This window comes from Streptomyces avermitilis MA-4680 = NBRC 14893, from assembly GCF_000009765.2.
Lineage (GTDB): Bacteria > Actinomycetota > Actinomycetes > Streptomycetales > Streptomycetaceae > Streptomyces > Streptomyces avermitilis.
The window spans coordinates 8,510,916-8,531,194 of record NC_003155.5 but is presented as its reverse complement, the minus strand read 5'-3'; the positions used below and the strand labels follow the sequence as shown (position 1 = coordinate 8,531,194).

16 protein-coding genes are annotated in these 20,279 nt (G+C 69.9%); 8 read left to right on the top strand and 8 right to left on the bottom strand.

From position 1 onward, the window contains the following. Positions 1–554 precede the first annotated feature (554 nt). The 4 genes from SAVERM_RS36805 to sbnA all read left to right on the top strand — a co-directional run bounded on the left by SAVERM_RS36805 (position 555) and on the right by sbnA (position 6,710). Positions 555–3,215, top strand: coding sequence for a Pls/PosA family non-ribosomal peptide synthetase (locus SAVERM_RS36805; RefSeq protein ID WP_078234632.1), 2,661 nt, complete (start codon positions 555–557; stop codon positions 3,213–3,215). A 152-nt stretch (positions 3,216–3,367) separates the two neighbouring features. Further along, a complete protein-coding gene (locus SAVERM_RS36800; RefSeq protein ID WP_037647052.1) occupies positions 3,368–4,372 on the top strand; it encodes a TauD/TfdA family dioxygenase in 1,005 nt (334 codons plus the stop codon). Then, on the top strand, positions 4,369–5,439 hold the full coding sequence (gene sbnB / locus SAVERM_RS36795) for a 2,3-diaminopropionate biosynthesis protein SbnB (protein ID WP_010988558.1): 1,071 nt from the start codon (positions 4,369–4,371) through the stop codon (positions 5,437–5,439). Before SAVERM_RS36800 ends, sbnB begins: the two co-directional genes overlap by 4 nt. 188 nt (positions 5,440–5,627) lie before the next feature. Then, on the top strand, positions 5,628–6,710 hold the full coding sequence (sbnA, locus tag SAVERM_RS36790) for a 2,3-diaminopropionate biosynthesis protein SbnA (RefSeq protein ID WP_010988557.1): 1,083 nt from the start codon (positions 5,628–5,630) through the stop codon (positions 6,708–6,710). Between the two features lie 69 nt (positions 6,711–6,779). Here sbnA and SAVERM_RS36785 read toward each other — a convergent pair whose 3' ends face one another. Further along, positions 6,780–8,435, bottom strand: a complete 1,656-nt coding sequence (locus SAVERM_RS36785; protein WP_010988556.1) for a PucR family transcriptional regulator — start codon at positions 8,433–8,435, stop codon at positions 6,780–6,782. Positions 8,436–8,705: 270 nt separating this feature from the next. Here SAVERM_RS36785 and SAVERM_RS36780 point away from each other — a divergent pair, with 270 nt between their 5' ends. The 3 genes from SAVERM_RS36780 (at position 8,706) to SAVERM_RS36770 (ending at position 11,872) form a co-directional block, all read left to right on the top strand. Further along, positions 8,706–9,965 carry an aspartate aminotransferase family protein gene (locus SAVERM_RS36780; protein WP_010988555.1) on the top strand — a complete coding sequence of 420 codons (1,260 nt, stop codon included), beginning with the start codon at positions 8,706–8,708 and terminating at the stop codon, positions 9,963–9,965. A 309-nt stretch (positions 9,966–10,274) separates the two neighbouring features. Continuing rightward, entirely contained in the window at positions 10,275–10,412 is a 138-nt protein-coding gene (locus tag SAVERM_RS43985; RefSeq protein WP_154696743.1) for a hypothetical protein, read from the top strand. Between the two features lie 11 nt (positions 10,413–10,423). Next, positions 10,424–11,872, top strand: coding sequence for an NAD-dependent succinate-semialdehyde dehydrogenase (locus SAVERM_RS36770; protein WP_010988554.1), 1,449 nt, complete (start codon positions 10,424–10,426; stop codon positions 11,870–11,872). A gap of 127 nt (positions 11,873–11,999) precedes the next feature. Here SAVERM_RS36770 and SAVERM_RS36765 read toward each other — a convergent pair whose 3' ends face one another. The 3 genes from SAVERM_RS36765 to SAVERM_RS36755 form a co-directional block, all read right to left on the bottom strand. Next, positions 12,000–12,929 (bottom strand): anti-sigma factor RsbA family regulatory protein, encoded by a 930-nt coding sequence (locus SAVERM_RS36765; RefSeq protein ID WP_107083149.1) that lies wholly within the window; start codon positions 12,927–12,929, stop codon positions 12,000–12,002. After that, the gene (locus SAVERM_RS36760) at positions 12,929–13,288 is read right to left on the bottom strand and encodes an STAS domain-containing protein (RefSeq protein ID WP_010988552.1); all 360 of its coding nucleotides are present in this window, start codon (positions 13,286–13,288) and stop codon (positions 12,929–12,931) included. The genes SAVERM_RS36765 and SAVERM_RS36760 overlap by 1 nt, the downstream gene beginning before the upstream one ends. 310 nt (positions 13,289–13,598) lie before the next feature. Further along, entirely contained in the window at positions 13,599–14,615 is a 1,017-nt protein-coding gene (locus tag SAVERM_RS36755) for a LacI family DNA-binding transcriptional regulator (RefSeq protein ID WP_010988551.1), read from the bottom strand. A 144-nt stretch (positions 14,616–14,759) separates the two neighbouring features. Here SAVERM_RS36755 and SAVERM_RS36750 point away from each other — a divergent pair, with 144 nt between their 5' ends. Beyond that, positions 14,760–15,944, top strand: a complete 1,185-nt coding sequence (locus SAVERM_RS36750) for a Gfo/Idh/MocA family protein (protein WP_010988550.1) — start codon at positions 14,760–14,762, stop codon at positions 15,942–15,944. A gap of 228 nt (positions 15,945–16,172) precedes the next feature. Here the strand turns inward: SAVERM_RS36750 and SAVERM_RS36745 are convergent, their stop codons facing one another. From SAVERM_RS36745 to SAVERM_RS36730, 4 genes are read right to left on the bottom strand one after another with little or no spacing between them, the layout of a single operon-like run. Then, positions 16,173–17,075 carry a sugar phosphate isomerase/epimerase family protein gene (locus SAVERM_RS36745; RefSeq protein ID WP_010988549.1) on the bottom strand — a complete coding sequence of 301 codons (903 nt, stop codon included), beginning with the start codon at positions 17,073–17,075 and terminating at the stop codon, positions 16,173–16,175. Position 17,076: 1 nt separating this feature from the next. Further along, a complete protein-coding gene (locus SAVERM_RS36740) occupies positions 17,077–17,988 on the bottom strand; it encodes an ATP-binding cassette domain-containing protein (RefSeq protein ID WP_010988548.1) in 912 nt (303 codons plus the stop codon). A 9-nt stretch (positions 17,989–17,997) separates the two neighbouring features. Next, complete coding sequence (locus tag SAVERM_RS36735; protein ID WP_010988547.1) at positions 17,998–19,071, bottom strand: ABC transporter permease; 1,074 nt, start codon at positions 19,069–19,071, stop codon at positions 17,998–18,000. Between the two features lie 5 nt (positions 19,072–19,076). Next, positions 19,077–20,096, bottom strand: coding sequence for a sugar ABC transporter substrate-binding protein (locus tag SAVERM_RS36730; protein ID WP_010988546.1), 1,020 nt, complete (start codon positions 20,094–20,096; stop codon positions 19,077–19,079). Between the last annotated feature and the right edge of the window lie 183 nt (positions 20,097–20,279).

Below are 20,279 nucleotides of genomic sequence, written 5' to 3'. Positions count from 1 at the left end.
TCCGACAACGGAGTGTGCCGCCGTCGGACCGCCCCGCGCCGCCCTGCCCTGCCCTGCCCTGCCCTGCCCTGCCCTGCCCTGCCCTGCCCTGCCCCCGGAGGCGTACGGCAGTCCTCGCGGCCCTGGGCCGATCGCCGCGCTCCGACGGCTACAGGACGGGTGACCCTTGCGTGCCCCCGGCCCGGCTCCCTCCCAGGTCAGGAACACGTCACTCGTATGCAGTAGGGCGTGACCCGTGTGCCGCTCGTCGCCGTCCCGTCGGCCGGGATCGAGGAGGAGGAATGAACCGGGCGGCGAGCACTCCGCGCTCCCGATGGCAGGCGTCCGGCGGCAAGGACGCCCGGGCGCCGTCGAGCGCTACTGCCCCGCCGACGCGATCGAGTTCGAGTGGCAGCCCGACGGTGGACAGCAGAGACTGAGGCCACCGTTTTGAACCGGACAAGAGATCACGACCTCAGGGCAACCGGATTGCTCGCTCCGGCCATCGAAAAGCGCGAGTGCAGGGCGCCGACGCTCACGGCCGGTGGCGCTCGAAAGTTGCTCAAGGAGCTTGTATGGAGGAGAAATCCATCGAAGTCCTGGCGTCCGGGCCGGATGAATCTGCGAGAGACAAAAGCAGGGACTCCGGCCCGAAGGCCGGCATCGAAAGAGACCTCGCCGAGGTGCTGGCTGACGTCATGTCCGTCGAACAGGTGTCGGTCGACAGCCACTTCTTCGATGACCTCGGCGCCAACTCGTTGGTGATGGCCCACTTCTGCGCACGGGTCAGGAAGCGGGCGGACCTCCCCTCGGCGTCGATGAAGGACATCTACCGGCACCCGACGATCCGAAGTCTGGCGACGGGTCTCGCGGACGCCGCGCCCACCCCTGTCGAGTCGTCGGTCCCGGCGCCGACCGAGGTGGTGACACCGGCGAGCACGCGGCAGTACCTCCTCTGCGGAACGCTGCAGTTCATTATTTTCGTCGGATATTGCTGCCTCGCCGGACTTGTCACCGGCCGGGGCTACGAGTGGGTCTCCGCCGGCTCAGGTCTGCGCAACGTCTACCTGCGGGCGGTCCTCTTCGGCGGCGCCGGCCTCGTCGGCCTGTGCATATTCCCGATCGCGGCGAAATGGATCCTCATCGGCCGCTGGAAATCCCGCGAGTTCCCCATCTGGGGTCTGACCTATCTGCGCTTCTGGACCGTCAAGACACTGGTCCACGCCAACCCGATGATCTTCTTCGTCGGCAATCCGCTGTATGTGCTGTATCTGCGCGCCCTCGGCGCGCGGATCGGTAAGGGCGTCACGATCTTCTCCCGCACCATTCCGGTCTGCACCGACCTGCTGACGATCGGCGCCGGTACGGTGATTCGCAAGGACGCGTTCTTCCTCTGCTACCGGGCGCACGCCGGGCGTATCCAGACCGGCCACGTCACCCTCGGCCGGGACGTGTTCGTCGGCGAGAAGACCGTGCTCGACATCGACACGTCGATGGGCGACAGGGCACAGCTCGGCCACACCTCCGCGCTGCAAAGCGGCCAGGTGGTACCGGAAGACCAGCGGTGGCACGGATCCCCGGCACAGCGCACGGAGTTCGACTACCTGAGCATCGCGCCCGCGGCGTGCGGCACTCTGCGCCGGGCCGGGTACGGCCTCATCAGCGTGCTCCAAGTGTTCTTCCTGTACGTGCCGCTGACCGTCGGGGGCGCGTACATGCTGATCACCGAGGTTCCGGAACTGAGGAACCTGCTGGGCCCGGACATGGTGGGATTCACGTCGCCGACGCTCTACATCGACGCGCTGGTCCTGTCCCTCGTGCTGTTCTTCGGCTTCATCGTCCTGGGCCTCGCCCTGTTGTTCACCGTTCCGCGCCTACTGAGTCTGATGGTCAAGCCGGACAAGGTCTATCCGCTGTACGGCCTCCATTACTCGGCGCACAGGGCGATCGCGCGCATGACCAACCTGAAGTTCTTCAAATGGCTTCTCGGTGACAGCTCTTACATCGTCCACTATTTGCGTGGCCTCGGATACGACTTGTCCCATGTCGAGCAGACCGGGTCGAACTTCGGTACCGAAGTGCAGCACGAGACGCCGTACCTGACTTCTGTCGGCAGCGGAACGATGATCGCCGACGGACTCTCCGTCATCAATGCCGACTTCTCGAGCACGTCCTTCCGTGTATCCCAGGCGTCGATCGGTCCACACAACTTCCTTGGAAACAACATCGCCTATCCCTCGGGGGCCAAGACGGGTGACAACTGCCTTCTCGCGACGAAGGTGATGGTCCCGCTCGACGGCGAGGTCCGCGAGGGAGTAGGCCTGCTCGGCTCGCCGTGCTTCGAGATTCCCCGGTCGGTGGAACGCGACAGCCGGTTCGACCAGCTCCGGTCCGGGGACCAACTGCGTCGCCACCTCGCCGCGAAGAATCGGTACAACCTCCGCTCGATGGGCCTGTTCCTGTTGGTGCGCTGGCTGCACTTCTTCGTGCTCACCGTGCTCGGCCTCGCGGCAGTTGACATGCACGGTGTGTTCGGCTGGGTGGTGATCACCGCGTCCCTGGCACTCGCCCTCGTGGTCAGCGCCGTCTACCTCGTACTGGTGGAGCGTGGAATCGCGGTGTTCCGCCCGCTGCAACCGCAGTTGTGCTCCATCTACGACCCGAACTTCTGGCTGCACGAGCGCCTGTGGAAAATGCCCATCGAGTACTTCCATGTCTTCAACGGCACTCCCTTCATGAACGTGGTCTGGCGGCTGCTGGGTGTTCAGGTCGGCAGCAGGGTCTTCAACGACGGCTGCCTCGTGACGGAGCGGACGCTCGCCACCATCGGGAGCGACAGCACACTCAATGTCGGAAGCAAGATCCAGTGCCACTCGCAGGAGGACGGCACCTTCAAGTCCGACCGCAGCACGATCGGCGACGGCTGCACCCTCGGCGTCGGCGCGATCGTCCACTACGGCGTGACGATGGGCGACGGCTCGGTGCTCGCCCCCGACTCCTTTCTCATGAAAGGCGAGGAAGTCCCGAGGCACGCTCGATGGGGCGGAAACCCCGCCACGGAGTGGCGAGACGCCCCCTATCGGCCCGTCGCACTGGGACGGAAGGCCGCGCTGAACCCTCTCGACCAGCATGCCCCGCCGGCCGAGCGACAGGGCCGGCCCGCCGATCCGCCGAGAAAACCACGGCGCCTGCGACGCCGCGCTGACCGGCGGTCCACAGCACCGTGGCGACCGTGAGGGGAGGGGATGTCGCCGCCGACGGCGGCCACAACGTCCTGCGCACCCGTCCGACCGAGGCGGCACAGGCCGTGCCGCGCTCCGCCGAACTGTCCGCCTCTTCCTGAGCGGCACCTGAGTGGCACCCGAGTGGCAACGGAAAGGAAAACGAGATGTCGTCCATATCCGCAGCGTCATCGGTCGACGTGGAACTGAAACCGGGCAGACCTCCGCTCCTGCGGGCCGAGGCCGCCGCCGACGCGCTGCACTGGGCGGCCGAGCACCGGGACGCGCTGCGCGCTGTCGTCGCCGAGCACGGCTGCGTCCTGGTCCGCGGCCTCGGGCTGCGCGACGCGGCCGGGACCGGCGCCGTCTTCTCGAAGCTGGCCACCGGCCTGATGACCGAGAAGGAGGTCTTCGCGCCCCGGGAGACCTACTCCGACGGCGTGTACTCCTCAACGAAGTGGCCGACGAACCAGCCCATGTGCATGCACCACGAACTGAGCTACACGCTTGAGTTCCCGGGCCTGATGATGTTCGCCTGCCTCGGCGCGCCCAGCGACGGCGGGGCGACCGCGGTGGCCGACTCACCGACCGTGCTCGACGCGCTGCCCGCCGAGTTGACCGAGCGGTTCGAGCGAGAGGGCTGGCTGCTCACCCGCAGCTACAACGACGAGATCGGGGCGTCCGTCGCCGAGGCGTTCGGCACCGAGGACCGTGGCGCCGTCGAGAGCTACTGCCGCGCCAACGGGATCATGTTCGAGTGGCAGCCCGACGGCGGACTGCGCACCAGACAGCGCCGCAGCGCCGTGGTGCGTCACCCGGTCACCGGCCGGCGCTGCTGGTTCAACCAGATCGCGTTCCTCAACGAGTGGACGATGGCCCCCGAGGTGCGCGAGTACCTGGTGGACGTCTACGGCGCCGACGGGCTGCCGTTCAACACCCGCTTCGGCAACGGCGACCCGATCGGCGAGGACGTCGTGCAGTTGCTCAACGGCGTCTACGAGGCCAACACCGCACGTGAGCCGTGGCAGGACGGCGACCTGATGCTCGTCGACAACATCCGCACCGCGCACAGCAGGGAGCCCTACGAGGGACCGCGCGAGGTGCTCGTCGCCATGGCCGACCCGGTGCGTCTGGCCGACTGCTCGCCGACCGTCGAGGTGACCGCCGTATGACCACCATCGGTTCCACCACGACGGAGTCCGCGACGTCCGCGCCGATGACGGTGCCACCGTTCGCGGTGATCTCCGGCGCCCAGGTCCGGCACGCACTGCACGGACGTGAGAAACACATCGTGGAGCTGGTCGAGGCCACCTACCGGGTGCACGGCGCCGGTGATTCGGTGAACCCGCCGTCGTACTTCCTGCGTTTCCCCGACCGCCCGTCCTCCCGGATCATCGCGCTGCCCGCCTCGGTCGGCGGCGAGGTGCGGGTGGACGGCCTGAAGTGGGTCTCCAGCTTTCCGGAGAACGTGACGGCCGGCATCCCGAGGGCCTCGGCCGTGCTGATCCTCAACGACCATGACACCGGCTACCCGTTCGCCTGTCTGGAAAGCTCGATCATCAGCGCCACCAGGACGGCCGCGTCGGCGGCGTCGGCGGCCGACCGGCTCAGCCGCGGCCGGCCGCGACCGACGCGGGTCGGGTTCTTCGGAGTGGGTCTGATCGCCCGCTACATCCACACCTTCCTCGTCGGCACCGGCTGGTCGTTCGACGAGATCGGCGTGCACGACCTGTCCGCCGACAGCACGGCAGGCTTCCAGAGCTACCTGGAGCAGTCGGGCACCCCTGGCCGGATCACCGTGCACGACAGCGCCGAGGAGTTGATCCGGGGCAGCGACCTGGTGGTCTTCGCCACCGTCGCCGGGCAGCCACATGTCGGCGATTTGTCCTGGTTCGCACACAATCCGCTGGTGCTGCACGTGTCACTGCGTGACCTCGCGCCGGAGATCCTGCTCGCCTCGACCAACATCGTCGATGACATCGAGCACTGCCTGAAGGCCGACACCTCGCCGCATCTGGCCGAGCGGCTCACGGGCAGCCGGGACTTCCTGCACGGCACATTGGACGACGTGCTGGCCGGGCGGGTGACGGTGCCGGCGGACCGGCCGGTGGTGTTCTCGCCCTTCGGCCTCGGGGTGCTCGACCTCGCGGTGGGCAAGTACGTCTACGACGACGTGGTCCGCCGCGGGGAGTTGCACGTGGTCGACGACTTCTTCCACGAACTGAGCCGGTACGGATGAGCCGGCCGACGCCCAGGAGGCTTGTCCAGGGCCAACCCCCAGAGATCACCGGTCTAGTCGCCGCAGGTCAAGGCGCACGAGACAGCGGCCGCTGACGCAGGGCCCCCGTCCGGCCCGGTGGGACACAGGCTCCCGCCCACGCCCGGACGGACGTTCCGAAAGCCCTGCTCCAGATTGAGGAGACCATCGTGCCCGTCATTTCCGTTCCCTACGCCTTCAACGAAGAGGAGCTCTATGTCGACCTCCGGTCGATCTTCGGGCACTCGCTCTTCCTGAAGTGTGAGGGCTTCAACTTCGCCGGCTCGATCAAGTTGAAGGCCGCGACCGAGATGGTGGAGGCCGCTGAGCGCGATGGAGTCCTGACGCCGGAATCGATCCTGGTCGAGTCCTCGTCCGGGAACCTCGGCGTGGCGCTGAGCATGATCGCGGCGAGCAAGGGCTACCGGTTCCTGTGTGTGACGGACTCCCGCGGCAACCTGTCGACCAGGATGATGATGGAGGCCTTGGGCAGCGAGGTGCACATGATCGCCGGGCAGGAGGCCAACGGCGGCTTCCTCGGCGCTCGGATCGCGTACGTCCGCGCGCTGTGCGCCTCCGACGACCGGTACGTGTGGCTCAGCCAGTACACCAATCCGAGCAACTGGAAGGCGCATTACCGCAAGACGGCGCCGGAGATCGCCCGTCAGTTCCCGCGGCTGGACGTGCTGTTCGTCGGGGCCGGCACCACCGGGACCCTGATGGGCTGCGCGCGCTACTTCCGGGAGTGGCACCGGCCGGTGCGGATCGTCGCGGTGGACAGCGTCGGCTCGGTGTCCTTCGGCGGTCCGCCGGGCCGCCGGATGATTCCCGGCCTGGGGATGAGCATGCGCCCGCCGCTGCTCGACGAGTCCTATGTGGATGAGGTGATACGTGTCGAGGAGGCGGACACCATACGTACCTGCCATCGTCTGGCCAGGCGCGGATTCCTGTTCGGCGGCTCCACCGGCACGGTGGTCAGCGGCGCGACGGACTGGCTGGCCGGGCACGACGCGCGTGAACTCACCGCGGTGGCCGTCGGCCCGGACCTCGGCGAGCGCTACCTCGACACCATTTACCAGACCAACTGGCTGAAGGATCTCTACGGCGACGAGGTGCTCGACTCCGACGATGTGGCCGCCGGTTCCTGGGCGTCCTCCCCCGCGCAGCCGACCCGGTGGGGCCGTTCGCTGGATCTGCAGACCGGTGACCACCACGGCAACCAGCACCATCAGTTCCATGACCGCAAGACCTAAGTGCTCTGTCCACGGCGCCGGCCGCGCTCCGGTCCGGCGTCGCTGCTTCCCCGGGCGGCACGCGTCACGTCAGCGCGGCCGGAGGATGTCGAACACCATGAGAGCCACGTGCAGTTCGGTGCGTCGGTCGCCGGATTCGAGGTCGCAGCCGAGCAGTCTCTCGATTGTCTGCAGCCGCTGGTAGAGCGTCTGGCGTGACAGGTCGTCACGGCGTGCCGCGGTCGTCTTGTTGCCGGCGGCCTCCAGGTAGTGCCGCAGAGTCGTCAGCAGGTCGGTGTGGTGCCGGGTGTCGTGGTCGGCGAGGCGGCCGAGCCTGCGCTCGGCGTAGTCCTGGATCCGGGTGTCCTCGCGCAGTGCGTACAGGAGTTGCCGCAGACCGACGTCGGACAGTTCGTGGAAGGACCTCTCCGGGGAGCCGGGCAGCCTCGGGGAATCGGGCGGCGCCGCCTCCGCCACGCGGGCCGCCTCACGAAAGGAGCGGGCGGCGTGGCGGAGGTCCGTGACTTCGCAGCCCACGCTGACGATCGCGTGCGGGTGCAGGCGCAGGGTGGTGCGGGCCAGTCGTTCGACCGTCTGCCGCCAGGGCGTCCGGGAGGGACGCAGGGCGAGCAGGCTGCCGACGCGTCCGAGGGGCAATGTGCCGGTGAGTGCGGGAATCCCCGCCGCCGTCAGTTCCTCGGCCAGTCGCGCTTCCAACTCGGCGCTGTCCTCGTCGGGACCGATGTCCACCAGCACGGCGAGGAAGCGGCAGTCTTCGGTCGGCAGACCCAGGGCGGCGGCGCGGGACCGGAGTTCGTGGGGCGAGCGGTGGCGTTGCTCGGCGATGTCCCGCAGCGTGTTGCGGTGCGCCCTGCGCTCCCACGTCGTGGTGTGGACGAGGCGGGCGATCGTGAGTGTCATCGCTGTCCGTTCCAGGACGGTCACCTGCTCCGGGCCGAAGGGACGCCCACGACGGGTGGGGAGCATGACGACCCGCCCCCATCGTTCGCCCTTGAACTCCACGGGCGCCACCAACCAGTTCTCGGGTCCCCGCACATCGGCCTGGTCGCCGGGCGGGGCCGCCCGGGAGCGCCGTTCCCATCCGGTGAGCGCGTCCTCGACGGTGGCGCCGGCGGGCTCGCAGATCAGCGCCTGGTGCACGAGGTTCTCCAGTACGACGGTGTGGCCGCTCATCTCCGCCGCCGCGCGCACCACGTCCTCGGGGTCCGCCCCGCGCAGGGTCAGGGCGGTGAACGCCTCGTGGATCCGCTGGGTTCTGCGCATCGCGTCGGTCTGGTCGCCGAGGACGAGCGTATGGACGACCTGGGTGACTTCCAGGAAGTTGACGTCCTGGGAGAGGGTGATGAGCGGCAGGTCCCGGGTCCGGCAGGCGGCGACGAGGGCCTCGGGCGGGCGGTGGTAGCGCCGCACGAGTTCGATGACCAGGGCGGCGGCCCCGATGTCGGCGAGCTCGTCGACGTACCGGCGTATCCGGGCCGGTTCCTCCGGCAGGGGCATTCCTGTGGTGAGGACGAGCTCGCCGCCCTTGAGGAAGGAGGCGGGGTCCGTGAGCTCGGTGACGTGCACCCAGCGGACCGGCCGGCCGAGTTGGGATTCCCCGGTGACGACCGTGGGCTGTCCCGCGGCCAGGACCGGCAGCGCGAGCGCGCCGGCCACGGTGAGCGGGCGGCCGGCGGCCCGTTCGTCGGCGGGTGGCGGCGGGGCCGCGGGGTGGGGTTCGCTCACGGTGCCTCCTCACATGCCTGGTCACATGCCTGGTCACATGCCTGGTCACATGCCTGGTCACTGTGACAAGCGTCCCTGACCTGTACAAGAGCGTCCCCGTCGGGGCTGCCCGGGCCGGGAGGGGCCGACCGCGCGTACCAGCGGTTGACACAACGTCCAAACCTTGGGCGTGGGGCGGACAGTTCGCGCGTGGCCGTGGTCCCGCACGCCGGAGATGCTCGGGACGCGGAAGCGAAACACGACGCACGCACCCGGGGCTGGGAGACGACCATGAGCGCACTGTCACCGCACCTCCGCCAGGCCACACCCGTCGTCGCGGTCCGGGGCGAGGGCGTCCATCTGTACGGCGAGGACGGCCGCCGCTATCTCGACTTCACCGCGGGCATCGGCGTCACCAGCACCGGGCACTGTCACCCCAGGGTGGTCGCCGCCGCCCAGGAGCAGGCGGGCACGCTCGTCCACGGCCAGTACACGACGGTGCTGCACCCTCCGCTGCGGCGCCTGGTCGACCGGCTCGGCGAGGTGCTTCCGGCCGGCCTGGACAGCCTGTTCTTCACCAACTCCGGCAGCGAGGCCGTCGAGGCCGCCCTCCGGCTGGCCCGTCAGGCCACCGGCCGTCCCAACGTTCTGGTCTGTCACGGCGGCTTCCACGGCCGTACCGTGGCCGCCGCCGCCATGACCACCTCCGGTACCCGCTTCCGCTCGGGCTTCTCCCCGCTGATGAGCGGAGTGGTCGTCACCCCGTTCCCGACGGCCTTCCGCTACGGCTGGGACGAGGAGACCGCGACCCGCTTCGCCCTCCAGGAACTCGACTACACACTCCGGACGATCTCCTCCCCCGACGACACGGCCGCGATCATCGTCGAGCCGGTGCTCGGCGAGGGCGGATACGTGCCCGCCACCCGCGCCTTCCTCGAAGGGCTGCGCGAACGGGCCGACCGTCACGGCTTTGTGCTGATCCTCGACGAGGTGCAGACCGGCGTGGGCCGTACCGGGCGGTTCTGGGGACACGACCACTTCGGCGTCACGCCGGACATCCTCATCACCGCCAAGGGACTGGCCAGCGGCTTCCCCCTGTCCGGGATCGCCGCCTCCGCCGAGTTGATGGGCAAGGCATGGCCGGGCTCGCAGGGCGGTACGTACGGCGCCAACGCGGTGGCCTGCGCCGCGGCGTGCGCCACCCTCGACGTCGTACGCGACGAGAAGCTGGTGGACAACGCCGAGGCGATGGGCGCACGGCTGCGCGCCGGGCTGGCGGCGGTGGCCGCGACGACACCGGCCATCGGGGACGTACGGGGCCTCGGGCTGATGCTGGCCAGCGAGTTCGTCACCGAGGACGGCGGCCCCGACCCCGAGACCGCCGCCCGGGTTCAGCGGGCCGCCGTGGACGAGGGGCTGCTCCTGCTGCTGTGCGGCGCGTGGAACCAGGTGGTGCGGATGATTCCCGCGCTGGTGATCGACGAGGCGGAGGTCGACGAAGGACTGCGGGCGTGGTCCGCCGCCGTGGAAGTAGGCGTGCCGGCCCGATGACGGGTGACCACGGCCTGACACGCCCGCGCGCCGGCATCGGCCGGACGGCGCCGGGAACGCGGATCGGGACCGGTGCGGGCCGGACCGGGACCGGTGCGGGCCGGACCGGGACCGGTGCGGGCCGGACCGGCCCCTACGCCTGTGACGCCGCCACCTACCGCCTCGCGTCTCGTGCGGTGGCCTGCCCGCGCCCCGCGGAGGACATCTCCGCTCCGCCGCGGGCCTGTCGCGCGTCGGGCATCCCCGTCACCGCGCGGGGCGGCGCCACCAGCGGGGCGGGCGACGCCGTCGGGTGCTGACGGGAACACCGTGGTCGTGGCGGACGGCTTCGGCTGCGCCACCCGGACCGACCCCCGGGCCGACCCCCGGACCGACCGTCTCACCGGCGGCCAGGGTGTCCGCGCCGTCTCTCTCGCAGAACTGCTCGCCCCGGCCGCCGACCAGTAAGGAGAAACACCGTGAGCATCCTCAACGACGTGCCCAAGCAGTTGTTCATCGGCGGTACCTGGGCGGACGCGGCCGACGGCGCCACCATGCCGGTGGACGACCCCGCGACCGGCGAGATCCTCTGCCACGTCGCCGACGCCGGACCCAAGGACGCCCGGCTCGCGGCGGACGCCGCCGTCGAGGCACAGGACGGCTGGGCCCGTACGGCGCCCCGCGAACGCAGCGAGATCCTGCGCCGCGCGTACGAGATCATCGTCTCCCGCACCGGCGAACTCGCCCTGCTGATGACCAGCGAGATGGGCAAGCCGCTGGCCGAGGCCCGGGGTGAAGTGGCCTACGCGGCCGAGTTCTTCCGCTGGTTCTCGGAGGAGGCGGTACGGATCGACGGCGGCTACGGCGTCCTGCCGGACGGCCGCAACCGCATGCTGCTGATGCGCCGTCCCGTCGGGCCGTGTCTGCTGGTCACGCCGTGGAACTTCCCGTTGGCGATGGGCACCCGCAAGATCGGCCCGGCGATCGCGGCGGGCTGCACGATGGTGCTCAAGCCGGCCCCGCAGACTCCGCTGTCCAGCCTCGCGCTGGCCGGGATCCTGAAGGAGGCGGGCCTGCCGGACGGCGTACTCAACGTCGTCACCACCTCCCGGGCCGGGGAGGTCGTGGAACCGTTGCTGACCGGCGGACGCATCCGCAAGCTGTCCTTCACCGGGTCCACCCGGGTCGGGCGGCTGCTGCTCGCGCAGTGCGCCGACGCGGTCGTACGCACGTCGATGGAACTGGGCGGCAACGCCCCGTTCATCGTCCTCGACGACGCGGACCTGAGCGCGGCTGTCGACGGGGCGATGACCGCCAAGATGCGCAACATGGGCGAGGCCTGCACCGCCGCCAATCGCTTCTTCGTCCACCGCTCGGTGGCGGACGAGTTCGGGAGGCGGCTCGCGGAGCGGATGGGGGCGCTGGTCGTCGGTCCCGGCACCCGGGACGGCGTGGACGTGGGGCCGCTGATCGACGAGGCCGGTCGAGCCAAGGTCGAGGAGCTGGTCGCCGACGCGGTGGAGCGGGGCGCCCGGGTACTGGTCGGCGGCGTGGCGCCGGACGGCCCCGGCCGCTTCTACCCGCCGACCGTCCTGGCGGACGTCGACCCCGGCAGCCGGCTGATGGAGACGGAGATCTTCGGGCCGGTGGCGGCGATTCTCGTCTTCGACGACGAGGACGAGGTCGTGCGCCGGGCCAACGACACCCCATGGGGCCTGGTCGGCTACGTCTTCACGCAAGGCCTGGACCGCGCCCTGCGGGTCAGCGAGCGCCTGGAGGTGGGCATGGTCGGTGTGAACACGGGGCTGGTGTCCAACCCCGCCGCGCCGTTCGGCGGCGTCAAGCAGTCCGGGCTCGGCCGGGAGGGCGGCCGGGTCGGCATCGAGGAGTTCCTGGAGTACAAGTACCTCGCGGTGCCGCTCCGGTGACGGACGGGACGACCGTCATGCCCTGCCGATCGGCCGGGCCGTCGCCGAGATGACCGACGGCCACCCGGAAGCCGACCCCCCGCGCGCGGCCCCGGCTTCCCCGAGGTCCGCGCGGTGCCCGCCTGAGCTAGCGGCTCAGATAACAGCGGACAGTGGTGCCGCTCTCGCTCGTGTGCATACGTACGAGGTCGGACAGCTGGTGAACCAGCAGCAGTCCACGTCCACCGATCTGACCACGCTCCGCGGGGCGCCGGCCGGCCAGCGGATCCACGAGTCGTCCACCGTCCTGGACCTCGCACACCACCTGGTCCCCCTCGGTCCATATCCGTGCCGTTCCTGAACCGCCGCCATGCACCGCGCTGTTGGTCGTCAACTCGGCGACCAGCAAGGCCAGGTCCTGCAGCCTGACGCCGGACAGGCCCAGGTCTTCGGCCTGCCGGACCATGAAATGCCGAACGGCGGAAAGCTCTTCGACGGTGAAGGCGGCTGCCACGGCCGCGGGCGGGGGCGCCAGTGGCTCGTTGTAGCGGGCGACGACGGTGTCGGGGCTGTATGCGGCGCTGGCCAGCTCACGGCCTTCGTCGATCACCAGGGGATGCGTGGCGTAGGCGTCGGCGAGCACCTTCTCGTCCAGCCCATCCGCGTCGTAGGGACAGAGGATGGTCACCTCCCGGCCGCGGAAGGCAGCGTTGATCAACGCCTCGTGCTGGACGCAGGCCGGGTATTCCGCGGAGGTGCGGCCCGGCCAGATGGGCTCACCGATGATCCGTACCCGTGCCGTGGACCGGGCATCGGCGAAGGCCCGCAGGACTCCGGGGATGATCCGGCCCGGGTTCCGGCCGGCCTGGGTCATGTCGAGGAAGTGCACCTGATCGGCGTCCGCGCCCAGTTCCGTCTTCATCAGCTTGAGCTGGGGGCCCGGAACGGCCACTGCCACCGGCTCACCGGCGGACAGACCGTCCAGGACGAACGGAACCGTTCCCGCCACGTACTGCCGATCGCCTCGGTAGAACAGGGCCGGGTGCACAAACGGGTCGGCAGGGGCGGCCGTACTCATCACGCCACCATCTCAATCGTCAGCAGGTCAGGCCAGAACATTTCGAACATGCGCCGCAGTCCGAAGGGTGGCCGGTCCAGATGGATGTGCTGGCCGGCGGGGAGCCGCTGGGCTGCCAGCGCCAGGGCCGACGCACCAGCCACATCGATGAAGGTGACCGCTGAGAGCTCTACGTAGAGCGCGTCCTCACGCCGCCGGACCAGTTGGTCCAGGGCCCGCTCCCACTCCGTGAGCGTGGTCAGGGTGACTTCCCCGGCGGCCCGCACACCCGGCCGGTCGGACAGGGGAGAAACCTCGAGGTCAGCCGCGGTGTGCTGCGCCTGACCGCAGGGCTGATCCCTGTGGCGTGGGCTCTCCACGCTTCCACCCCCAGACCTTGTCCTGTGACATCAGTATTTCATCTTCCCGGCCGGACCCGGCGATGGGGCGGTCAGGCGCACCGTGCCACGGGAACAGCCGCTCCGCTCACCGTGGCACATTGTCCGCGGGGAGTCACGGTCCGCAGCGGCGCCGTACGCGACCGCAACCCGCCGCCCTTCGGCCGCGGACAGACCATGCCGACCAGGTCAGACAGCACCGGTTCGCGCCGCGGTGACCGCCAACGCGGCGTAGCGCATCGTGAAGCCGCCCCCCAGCGCGTCGATCGCGGCCCCGATGCCCGTCAGCAGCTCAACTCGGCGCCGCCGTGGTGCGGCGGATCTCCAGGGTCGGCGTCGACAGGTGTACCCCGGCGGGGCGGCCGGGGTCGGTGAAGCGGTCCAGGAGGCAGCGGGCGGCGCGTCTGCCGACGTCGTGGCTGGCGGTGTCGACGGTGGTGAGCCACAGGTGCCGCAGCCGGGAGATGCTGGTGTTGTCGTATCCGACCACGGACAGGTCGCGCGGTACCCGCAGGCCGAGTTCGTCGGCGGCCGAGAGCGCGCCGACGGAGGCGATGTCGTTGACGGCGAAGACCGCGGTGGGGCGCCGGGGGCCGCTGAGCAGCCGCACGGTGGCGCGGTAGCCGCCCTCCTCGGTCATGTCGCTGGGCTCCACGAGCGCGTCGTCGGCCAGCCCGTGTGCGTGCATCGTGGCCTCGAAGCTGCGTCGGCGCAGGTCGCCGACGGCGCCGTAGCCCGCGATGTGCGCGATGGCGCGGTGGCCGAGTCCGATGAGGTGCTCGGTGGCCAGCCGCGCCCCGTGCTCGTCGTCGTTCGCGACCACGTCGACGCCGGGGAGCACGGGTTCGCGGGTGCCCGCGACGACCACCGGGATCCGCGCGGCAGCCGTGCCGAGCGCGGCCGGGTCGGGCAGGGTGCCGACGGCTATCAGTCCGTCGACCTGGAGGTCCAGGAACGGGCGGGTGAGGTCCTGGCCGATACGGCGGTTGAGGCGCCCGTCGGCCAGGATCATGTGCAGGCCGTTGTCGTGCAGCAGTGAGTTCAGGCCGTCCAGCAGGTCGACGAACCAGGGGTTGCGCAGGTCGTTGAGGAGGACACCGACCGTGCGGGTGCGCTGCTCGCTGAGGCTGCGAGCCGCGGCGTTCGGCCGGTAGCCGAGCTCCGCCATGGCCCGCAGCACGGCCTCCCGCTTCTCGGGCCGCACCTGCTCGGAGCCGCGCAGCACCAGGGAGACCAGAGACTTGGACACGCCGGCGCGCTCGGCGACCGTACGGATCGTCGGCCGGCCTTCGGACTGCGCCTCGGACATCTCTTGGACCGTTCCACATCGCGTCTCGACAGAGACTCGCACTTTCGCAGAGTGAATTTGACGCTGTCAAAGGTGTTGACACTGCCTCTTCCGTCCACACAGGGTGGGCTGAGCGATTTTGGACCGGTCCAAAGAAGGTGGCTCATGGAGAACGAGGGCAGTGGAGCCGCACGCCGTCCCCTCGGCGTCGCGGTCGTCGGTTTCGGCTGGATGGGGCGCGTGCACACCCAGGCGTACGCCCGGGTGCTGCACCATTTCCCGCAGCTGGCCGTGCGCCCGGAGCTGGTGACGGTCGCCGAGGAGGTGCCGGGCCGGGCCGAGGAGGCCGCCGCGCAGTTCGGGTTCGCGCGTACCGCCCGGGACTGGCGCGAGGTGGCCGCGGATCCGCGGGTGCACGCGGTGAGCATCACCGCGCCGAACTTCCTGCACCGCGAGATCGGCGTCGCGATGGCGGAGGCGGGCAAGCACATCTGGATCGAGAAGCCGGTGGGTCTCACGCTGGAGGACGCCCGCGCGGTGTCGGACGCGGTGACCAAGGCCGGCGTCCAGGGCACGGTCGGCTTCAACTACCGCAACGCACCTGCCGTCGAGACCGCCCGCGAGCTCATCGCCTCCGGCGAGATCGGCACGGTCACCCATGTCCGCATCCGGCTCTTCAGCGACTACGCCGCCCACCCCCATGGCGCCCTGACCTGGCGCTACGAGCGCGAGCGCGGCGGCAGCGGCGTGCTCGGCGACCTCGCCTCGCACGGAGTCGACCTGGCCCGGTTCCTGCTCGGCGACATCGCGTCGCTCACCGCCGACACCGCGGTCTTCGTACCCGAGCGGGCCCGCCCCACGGGGGCGACCGCCGGCCACACCCTCGCCACGGGGGGCGAGCCTGGTCCGGTGGAGAACGAGGACTACGTCTCCTGTCTGCTGCGCTTCGCCTCCGGCGCCCGCGGTGTCCTGGAGGCGTGCCGCGTCTCGGTCGGCGAGCAGAACAACTACGGCTTCGAGGTGCACGGCACCAGGGGCGCGGTCTTCTGGGACTTCCGCCGTATGAACGAGCTGGGCGTCAGCCGCGGCACCTCCTACCAGGACCAGCCCCTCACCACCGTCCACGTCGGCCCGGGCCATGGCGAGTACGGCGCGTTCCAGCCCGGAGCGGCGACCAGCATGGGCTACGACGACCTGAAGGTCATCGAGGCGTACCGCTTCCTGCGCTCGATCGCGGAGGAGACACCGTACGGGGCCACGCTGCCGGACGCCGTGCACAGTGCCGCGGTGCTGGAGGCCATGGCCGCGTCCGCGGAGAGCCGCGCCTGGGTGGACGTGCCGACGCCCTGACGGTCGGGTGCCCGGGCGCGGAGCCGACACCGCGCGCCCTGGTGCGGACCACGCGGCAACACGACGGAGCCGTCGTCGACGCGAGGAGGCCGGAAGACCGGCGTGAAATCCTCGCGCGACGACGGCTCCGTCGGCTCTCGGGCCCGCCCGCCCCGCCAGGCGGCAGGCGGCAGGCACGCCCACGACCGCGAGATCCAGGCGTGGGTGGGCGTGGTCCCTTCGGGGGGTTCAGGCTCCGCAGGAGCGGAGGAACGTGCGGGTGCGCCGGGCGATCGGCAGGGGCTGGTCCGGCGGGCAGGGGTACATGTCCTGCTCGACGATGGCGAACAGCTCCACCCCGAGGCGCTGCGCCGCCGTCAGGACCGGCGCCAACTCGGGTACGCCGGACGGCGGTTCACACATCACCCCGCGCTGCACGGCGGGCCCGAACGGGACCTCGCCCGCGCGCACCTCGGCGAGGATGTCGGGGTCGACCTGCTTGAGGTGCAGATAGCCGATGCGCTCGCCGTAGGTCTCGATGAGCTTGACGCTGTCGCCGCCGCAGTAGGCGTAGTGCCCGGTGTCCAGGCACAGGTTGACCAGTCCGGAGTCGGTCGAGTCGAGGAAGCGCTCGACATGGGCCTCGGTGTCGATGTGCGTGTCGGCGTGCGGGTGGACGACGATGTCGAGGCCGTAGGTCTCCTTGACCTCGTGCCCGAGCCGCTCCATGCCCTTGGCGAGATGGGCCCACTGCTCGCCCGTGAGCTCCGGCGGCTCGATGATCTCGGCGGTCTTGTCGTCGCGCCAGAAGGACGGGATCACCACGAGGTGCCGTGCGCCCATCGCCCGGGTGAGCGCGGCGACCTGCCCGACGTGCTCCCAGGTGGCGTCCCACACGGACGGTCCCCGGTGCAGCGAGGTGAAGACCGTGCCGGCCGACACCTGGAGGTTGCGCCGGGCCACCTCGTCGGTGAGGCGGGCGGGGTCGGTCGGCAGATAGCCGTACGGGCCCAGCTCGATCCACTGGTAGCCCGCCTCGGCGACCTCGTCGAGGAAGCGCTGCCAGGGGACCTGCTGGGGGTCGTCCGGGAACCAGACACCCCAGGAGTCCGGGGCCGATCCGACCCGGATGCGGTCCAGGGCAGGGGTCATGTCAGGAAGTCCCTTCGGAAGCGGCCGCCACCGGTGCCTGGAGGTCGTCCGCATCCGGCAGCCCCTCGACGTCGACGCCGCGGACCTGCGCCAACTCGTGCTTGAGCGCGGCCAGTTCGGCACCGCCGGCCATGTGGTTGGTCAGCTCCTCGAGGCTGACCTCGCTGCGGGCGGCGTTGAGTTCCATGGTGCCGAGGCGCAGCACGCTGAAGTGGTCGCCGACCATATAGGCGTGGTGGGGGTTGTGGGTGATGAAGATGACGCCGAGACCGCGGTCGCGGGCGGCGGCGATGTACTTCAGTACGACTCCGGACTGCTTGACGCCGAGGGCGGCGGTGGGCTCGTCGAGGATGAGGACGCGGGCGCCGAAGTGGACGGCGCGCGCGATGGCCACGGACTGGCGCTGGCCGCCGGAGAGGGTGCCGATGGGCTGGTCCAGGTCGTCGAGGACGATGCCCATGTTGCGCAGTTCGTCGTCGGCGGTCCGCTTCATGCGGGCGATGTCGAGGCGGCGCACGGGCCAGGGGCCGCGGGTCAGCTCGGAGCCCAGGAAGAAGTTCCGCCACACCGGCATCAGCGGCACCGTGGCGAGGTCCTGGTAGACGGTGGCGATGCCGCGGTCGAGGGCTTCGCGGGGGGTGTTGAAGTGCACCGGTGCGCCGTCGACGAGGAACTCGCCCTCGGTGTGCTGGTGCAGCCCTGAGATGATCTTGATGAGGGTGGACTTGCCCGCGCCGTTGTCACCCAGGACGCAGGTCACCCGGCCCGGGCGGACGCTCAGGTCAACGCCGTGCAGGGCGCGGATGTTGCCGTACGACTTGCCTGCGCCGCGCAGTTCCACGATCGGCTCGGCGTCCGCGGGCCCGGTCTCCTCGACGGGGGTTCCGTCGGGCGGGGTTCCGTTGGTTGTCATGGGATCAGATCACCTCCGGGTCGCCTGGCGGCGGACCCACAGATTGACGAGGGCGGCGACGAGGAGCATCGCTCCCAGGAAGGCCTTGAACCAGTCGGGGTTCCAGTTGGCGTAGACGATGCCCTGGGACACCATCCCGAAGATGAAGGCGCCGATGACCGGGCCGATCGCGGAGCCGTAGCCGCCGGTGAGCAGACAGCCGCCGATGACCGCGGCGATGATGTACAGGAACTCGTTGCCCACGCCCTCGCCGGACTGCACGGTGTTGAACGAGAACAGCAGGTGCATGCCGACGAACCAGGCGCCGGCACCGACGCCCATGAAGAGCGCGATCTTGGTGAGGCCGACCGGGACGCCGACCGCGCGGGCGCTGTCCTTGTTGCCGCCGACCGCGAAGATCCAGTTGCCGAACTTGGTGCGCAGCAGCAGCCAGGTGGCGGCGGCGGCGAACACCAGCCAGTAGACAATGGTGATCTTGAAGCTCACTCCCCCGATGTCGAACTCGGAGGCGAAGACCTTCTTGGCCTGCTCGAAGCCGTCCATGTCGGCGATCGAGTCGCTCGCGACGTTGTCGGTGAAGATCTTGGTGACCGCCAGGTTGGCGCCCTGGAGGACCAGGAACGAGCCCAGCGTGACCAGGAAGCTGGGCAGGCCGGTCTTGATCAGCAGCCAGCCGTTGAACGCGCCGACGGCGAGGGACACGAGGAGCGCGACGAAGACGCCGGTCCACACGTTCATCGTCAGCTGGAAGCTCAGGATGGCGGCGGTGAGCGCCGAGGTCGTCACGGCGACACCCGCCGACAGGTCGAACTCGCCGCCGATCATCAGCAGGGCCACCGGCAGCGCCATGATGCCCATCACCGACGCCTGGTAGAGCACGGTGGACAGGGCGCTCGCGTCGCGGAAGGAGGGGGCCACCGCGAAGAAGAACACGTACACACCGACGGCGGCGATCAGCGCGCCGACCTCGGGGCGGGCCAGCAGCCGCCGCCCCAACGAGCGTTCGCCGGTACGGCCGTCCTTGGGGGCGGCCGGCGAGGCCGGCGACGAGGGACTCGTCGCCGGTGCCGTTGCTTGAGTCATTCAGATCACCGAGTGCCCTTCGCGGCGAACTCGGCGACCGTCTCGACGTTGGTCTTGTCGACGAAGGCAGGGCCGGTCAGCACCGGCTGCTCACCACCGCCGCTGTAATTGCCGTTGTTCTTGTAGAGCCACAGGGAGTCGACCGCCAAGTAGCCCTGAAGGTACGGCTGCTGGTCGACCGCGAACTGGATGTCGCCCTTCTTGATGGCGCTGGTCAGTTCCTTGTTGAGGTCGAAGGTGGCGATCTTGGCCTTGCTGCCCGCGTCGCTCACCGACTGCACCGCGGTCAGGGCGTACGGGGCACCGAGCGCGACCACGTAGTCGATGGAACTGTCCTGCTTGAGCTTGGCGGTGATCGTCGACTTCACCGACGGCATGTCGGTGCCGTTGACATACAGGTTCACCGTCGTGCCCTTGAACGTCTTCTTCACGCCGGCGCAGCGCTGGGTGAGCCCGACGTTGCCCTGCTCCTGGACCACACAGACGGCCTTCTTGGCGCCGACCTCGTTCAGCTTCTTGCCGAAGGCCTCGCCCGCCACACCCTCGTCCTGCCCGAAGAACTCCATCAGGCCCAGCGACTTCCAGTCACTCAACCCCGAGTTGAGCCCGACCACGGGTATGCCGGACTTCTCCGCCTTTGCCGCGACGCTCTTCATGGCGTCCGGCTTGGCCAGGGTGATCGCGATGCCGTCGACCTTCTGGTCGATCGCGTTCTGGACCAGGTTGGCCTGGTTGCCCGCGTTCGGGTCGGCCGAGTAGACCAGCTTGATGTTGTCCTTGGCGGCGGCCGCCTGGGCGCCCTTGCGGACGATGTCCCAGAACGTGTCGCCGGGCGCCTGGTGGGTGACCAACGCGACCGTCATACGGGGCGTGTTGGCCTTGCCGGCGGAGGCGCCGCTCCCGCCCTCCTCGGCCTTCTTGCCGCCGGAGCCGCTGGAGCAGCCCGCGACGAGCAGCGCGGAGGCGGCTGCCGCCGCGACGAGCGGGGCGATCCTGCGGGAGCGGGGGTAAAACGTGCGGTCCATCTTTCCAGCACCTCACTGTGCGACCAGAGGGAAAGGGAGCGGAGTGCTCCGGGCACAGGACCCGAGCCGGGGGCCTGGACGGGAAGCCCAGATCATGTGCCGATGACGCGGCTGCTTCGTTGGGACGCGATACAAGTCCCTGTTGCACCCACCTGTCAATACTTTGTTAAGACATCATTTCAC